The 5,106-nt window shown below is 70.5% G+C and carries 4 protein-coding genes and 1 tRNA gene; 2 read left to right on the plus strand and 3 right to left on the minus strand.

The annotated features are described in order from the left end of the window. Positions 1-298: 298 nt before the first annotated feature. A complete protein-coding gene (locus ACFE71_RS14760) occupies positions 299-1,618 on the plus strand; it encodes an ABC1 kinase family protein (RefSeq protein ID WP_375429523.1) in 1,320 nt (439 codons plus the stop codon). A gap of 227 nt (positions 1,619-1,845) precedes the next feature. Then, positions 1,846-2,943 carry an aldo/keto reductase gene (locus tag ACFE71_RS14765; protein ID WP_375429524.1) on the plus strand — a complete coding sequence of 366 codons (1,098 nt, stop codon included), beginning with the start codon at positions 1,846-1,848 and terminating at the stop codon, positions 2,941-2,943. A gap of 7 nt (positions 2,944-2,950) precedes the next feature. On the opposite strand, the gene ACFE71_RS14770 is transcribed toward ACFE71_RS14765, so the two are convergent. The 3 genes from ACFE71_RS14770 to ACFE71_RS14780 form a co-directional block, all read right to left on the minus strand. Next, positions 2,951-4,024 (minus strand): alpha/beta hydrolase family esterase, encoded by a 1,074-nt coding sequence (locus ACFE71_RS14770; protein ID WP_375429525.1) that lies wholly within the window; start codon positions 4,022-4,024, stop codon positions 2,951-2,953. Positions 4,025-4,397: 373 nt separating this feature from the next. Beyond that, positions 4,398-4,469: transfer RNA gene (locus tag ACFE71_RS14775), tRNA-Gln, on the minus strand. 108 nt (positions 4,470-4,577) lie between these two features. Continuing rightward, positions 4,578-5,106: aminotransferase class IV (locus ACFE71_RS14780; RefSeq protein WP_375429526.1), on the minus strand; the 529-nt coding region annotated here is incomplete at its 5' end.

A 5,106-nucleotide genomic window follows, 5' to 3' on the forward strand; every position in this document is an offset into this window, starting at 1 on the left:
TTCGTCAGCCTCGCCTCAGCATTGCTGTGGCTGCCCTTTGTCCACGTGGCCTAGTTCGTCCTCCTCGTTCTTGATGGGGATCGCCACCGCGACCGCGCGCGACTCCCAGTGGCTGCGTGGCCGTTTCATCGGCTGTCCCGTCCGGAGCGGGCGACGTGGGTGATCGTCATCTCGGATCGGCTTCTCCCGACCGGCGATCGGTCGCGATATCCTGAACGACGCAGGCCGTGGTGCGATCCCTTCGACCTGTCCCCGCTCGGCCGCTGGTCCAGCCCGCCGCGTCCCCCATATCGCGCGTATGGCCACCACCCCTTCCCGCCCCGCCGCCGCCGTGCCCCATCGCCGCCTATCGCGCCTCGCCCGGCTCGGCGGCATGGCGGGCGGCGTCCCAGGATCGATGCTCGTCGACGGCGCCAAGCGGCTCGCGCGGGGCGAGCGGCCCGCGGTGGGCGACCTGTTGCTCACACCCGCCAACGCCCGGCGCGTCGCCGACCAGCTCGCCCGCATGCGCGGCGCGGCGATGAAGATGGGGCAGCTGCTGTCGATGGATGCGGGCGAGATGCTTCCGCCCGAGCTCGCCGACATCATGTCGCGCCTGCGCGCCGACGCCGACCCGATGCCCGCGCGCCAGCTGCACGGTGTGCTGGACGCCGAATGGGGGCGCGGCTGGCGCGACCGGTTCATGGCCTGGTCCGACCGGCCGATCGCCGCTGCCTCGATCGGCCAGGTCCACCGCGCGCGGACCCGCGACGGCCGCGATCTGGCGATCAAGGTGCAATATCCCGGCATCCGGGGCAGCATCGACGGCGACATTGATAATCTCGCAGGGCTGCTCCGCCTGTCGCGCGTGGTCCCCGACACGCTCGACGTCGCGCCCCTCCTTGCCGAGGCCAAGCGCCAGCTGCACGACGAGGCGGACTATCTGCTGGAGGCCGAGCACCTGACCCGCTTCGGCGCGCTGCTCGCGGGCTCGCCCGTCTTCGTCGTGCCGGTCGTCCAGCCCGACCTGACCACCCCCGCCGTGCTCGCGATGTCGTTCGTCGCGGGTTCGCCTATCGAGACGCTGACCGCCGCGTCGCAGGCTGAGCGCGATCGCGTCGTGACCTCGCTCATCGAACTCATCTTGCGCGAACTGTTTGAATGGGGACTGGTCCAGACCGACCCGAATTTCGCCAATTTCCGTTACGACCTGGCGTCGCGCCGGATCGCGCTTCTCGATTTCGGCGCGACCCGCGCGATCGACGCGGGCGTCGTCGAGGCGCACCGGGCGGTCGCGCGCGCGGCGCTGTCTGGCGACCGCGACCAGGCGCGCGGCGCGCTGTTGGAGGCGAGGCTGTTCGATCCGGCCGCGCCGGCCGCCTACCGGGATGCGGTGCTGGACATGTTCGAACTGATCGCCGCCGCGCTGCACGGGAACGCCGTGTTCGATTTCGGCGACAACGCGCTCACCCTGGCGTTGCGAGACCGCGGCCTGGCGCTCGCGGCCGACCGCAAGCTGTACGGCTTGCCGCCGATCGATACATTGTTCCTGCAACGCAAGGCGGGCGGCATGTTCCTGCTCGCGAGCCGCCTGAAAGCGCGCGTGCCCGTGCGCGCGATGCTGGAGCGGCACCTCTAGCCACGTGTCGCGTCGACGAACGCCGCGCCTCCAGCCCGCGCATCGCATGGCCGAGCGCGGACGGCGATACCCCCAACCCCGCCGCGATCGCGGCAAACGCGGCCGGCTCGGTCCAGGTATCGCGGTTCATTGCTCAGGCAGGCTCATGGGCGCATGTCGTCCGCCCCGGCTAGCGCCCGCGACGCGACGCCGCCATCTCCGGTCCGACACGGATAGGAACCCGACCCATGACGCTGACCAGCTATCGCCCCCTCGGCCGCTCCGGCTTGATCGTCAGCCCGCTCGCGCTGGGCACCATGACGTTCGGCACGGGCGGCTGGGGTGCGGACAAGGACACCTCGCGCTCCATCTACGACGCCTATGTGGATGCGGGCGGCAATTTCGTCGACACCGCCGACGTCTATGCCAGCGGCGGCGGCGAGGAGATGGTCGGCGGCTTCATCGCCGACGCCGGGTCGCGCGATCGGATCGTGCTCGCGACCAAATCGGGTTTCCCGTTCGAGCGCGGCCACCCGCATGTCGGCGGCAACGGCGCCAAGCATGTCCGCGCCGCGATCGAAAGCTCGCTCAGGCGACTGCGCACCGACCATATCGACCTCTATTGGGTGCATGTCTGGGACCAGGTCACCCCGGCCGAGGAGCTGCTGGGCACGATGGTGGACCTCGTCCAAGCCGGGCATCTCCGCTATTACGGGCTATCCAACGTCCCCGCCTGGTACGCGACCAAGATGGCGACGCTCGCCGCCGCGCACGGTCGATCCGGACCGATCGCGCTTCAGTTCGAGTACTCGCTCGCCGAGCGGGGAATCGAATACGAGCACGCAGCCGTCGCGCGTGAATTTGGCATGGGGTTGGTCCCCTGGAGCCCTCTGGCGGGCGGGTTCCTGTCGGGCAAGTACCGGCGCGAGGAAGTCGGCGCGACAGGATCGAACGCGCCGGGACTTCCATCCGCCGCCGCGGACACGCCGCAAGCCGAAGGCGGTCGGCTGAACGGCGCGAACCCGTTCGGCGACACCAAATTCACCGATCGCAATTGGACCATCCTGGACGCGCTGCGAAGCGTGGCGGCGGAGGTGGGCGCATCGCCCGCCCAGGTCGCGCTCGCCTGGGTCGCGGGACGGCCGGGGGTTGATTCGACGCTGATCGGCGCGAGCCGTCCGCCCCAGGTGGCGGACAACATCGCCGCGCTCGACCTCGCCTTATCCACCGATCAGCGCGATCTGCTCGACGCCGCGAGCGCTCCGCCGGCGATCGCGCCGTTCGCACTGGCGAGTCCGTTCATCCGCAAGCTGGTGTTCGGCGGAACGGACGTAAGCGCGCGCTGAGCGGACGCTACCGCATCAGGCCCGCGGCGCGCAGCGCGTTCTCGATGACTTGGCCGACCTCGGTCGTCGCGCCGGCCGAACGCGGCGACGCATCATCGTTCGCGGGCGATGCCGCGGCGGGCGGCCGGATGCGGACGGAGGGGTCGGCCGGATCGCGCCGCGTCGAGCGCGCGTCGGCCAGCAGGCCCCAGGAACGCGCGATCTCGGCGGTGCTGGATAACCCGACATCCAGCATATAAGCGCCGGCGACGCCAAGCCGGTCGGGACCGCCCGGATCGAGCGGCACACCATGACCCATCCCCTCGATCAGTCGATCCTCGACCGCGATGCGGCCGTCCATCCCGCGCCAGGTCCGGTGCGTCCAACCGCGACCGCGCTCGGTCGAGCAGGCGGCGGGGTCGACGCCATGCACGCCCAGCCATTGCCGGCCGATCGCGTCCATGTTCGCCATGTCCACCGTCCGGTCCGCCGCGCCGTGCCAGACCGACACGCTGGGCCATGGACCGACGTGCCCGCCCGAAGCCGCTCGGACCGCGCCCGCGAGCGCATCGGCGGAGCCGCCCGGCGTCCGCATTCGCGCAAGCGCCTCGGGAACACCGGAAGCGCAACCGTACGGCAGCCCGGCGATGATGGCGCCGCCCGCGAATAGTTCGGGATAGGTCGCCAGCATCACCGCCGTCATCGCGCCGCCCGCCGATAATCCCGTCACGTACACGCGCCGCCGATCGAGCGCGTGCTCATCCAGCACCGACCGTGTCATGGCGGCTATCGACTCGGCCTCGCCACCAGTCCGCGCGATATCATCCGGGGTGAACCAGTTGAAACATCCGTTCGGATTGTTGGCGCGAGCCTGTTCCGGCAGCAGCAGGGCGAAGCCCTCGCACTCCGCCAACGCGGACCAGCCGGTCCCGCGATCATATCCGGCCGCCGTCTGCGTGCAGCCATGCAGCGCCACCACCAGCGGCGCGCCGACACGGAGCGAAGGCGGACGATAAAGCCATCCGGTCAGCTGGCCCGGATTAGACCCCGCTCCCACGACCTCGACCAGATGAGCGCCGGTCCGTTTTGCGCCGCGCGGCATATTGAACCCAGGTAGATCGACCATATCATGTTCCCGGCCGACGACATTAACCGATCCCGTCAGCATGTATCAACGAAGCGATACTCGCTTTGTTGCTGCACCGCACAATAAATCGTCGTGAAGGCGTGCTTGGGCCAGCTGCGTCGGCAATGGGCTCGGTCCCGGCGTATCCAAAATCGATCCGGCCCGGGTCGGACCCGTCCTGCGTCCCCTTCCAAAGCGCGACTCGGCCCTCCGGCGGCCCAATCGCGGCCGGCGTGCTGCGCGATCCGAGTTCGATCACCCTGCGACCGGACCAGCCGCCGATCGGCGGCCCGGCGATCTCGCGGCCGATATCGACCGTCGCGGCCATCGAAAAGGCGCGGCCGGCCGGCTGGGGCGGCAGGATTCGAACCTGCGGATGCCGGTACCAAAAACCGGTGCCTTACCGCTTGGCGACGCCCCATCGGCCGGGCCGCGCTTATAGCCGTCCGCCGCTCGGTGGGAACCCCTTCAGGCGAGCCGGTTCGGCCGGGCCGCGCTTATAGCCGTCCGCCGCTCGGTGGGAACCCCTTCAGGCGAGCCGGTGCAGCCAGCCGTGCGGGTCGGGCGCGCTCCCGCGCTGCACCGCCAGGAGCGCGTCGCGCAGCGCGGTCGTGACCGGCCCCGCCCGCCCATCGCCAACTTGGAAGCGCCCTTGCGCGTCGAGCACCTCGCCAATCGTCGTCACCACCGCCGCCGTGCCGCACGCGAACGCCTCGACCAATCGGCCGCTCGCCGCGTCCGCGCGCCACTGGTCGACCCCGTACCGCTCCTCGCGCACGACCAGCCCCAGATCGCGCGCGATCGTCAGGAGCGAGTCGCGGGTGATGCCGGGCAGGATCGTCCCCGTCAGCGGCGGCGTCGCGACCGACCCGTCATCGAACGCGAAGAACACGTTCATGCCGCCCAGCTCCTCGACCCAGCGGCGCTCGACCGCGTCGAGGAACACGACTTGGTCGCAGCCCTTCGCGATTGCCTCCTTCTGCGCGAGAAGGGTTCCGGCGTAGTTGCCGCCGCATTTGGCGGCGCCCGTGCCGCCCGGCGCGGCGCGGGTATGGTCC

The organism is uncultured Sphingomonas sp. (assembly GCF_964237155.1).
Lineage (GTDB): Bacteria > Pseudomonadota > Alphaproteobacteria > Sphingomonadales > Sphingomonadaceae > Sphingomonas.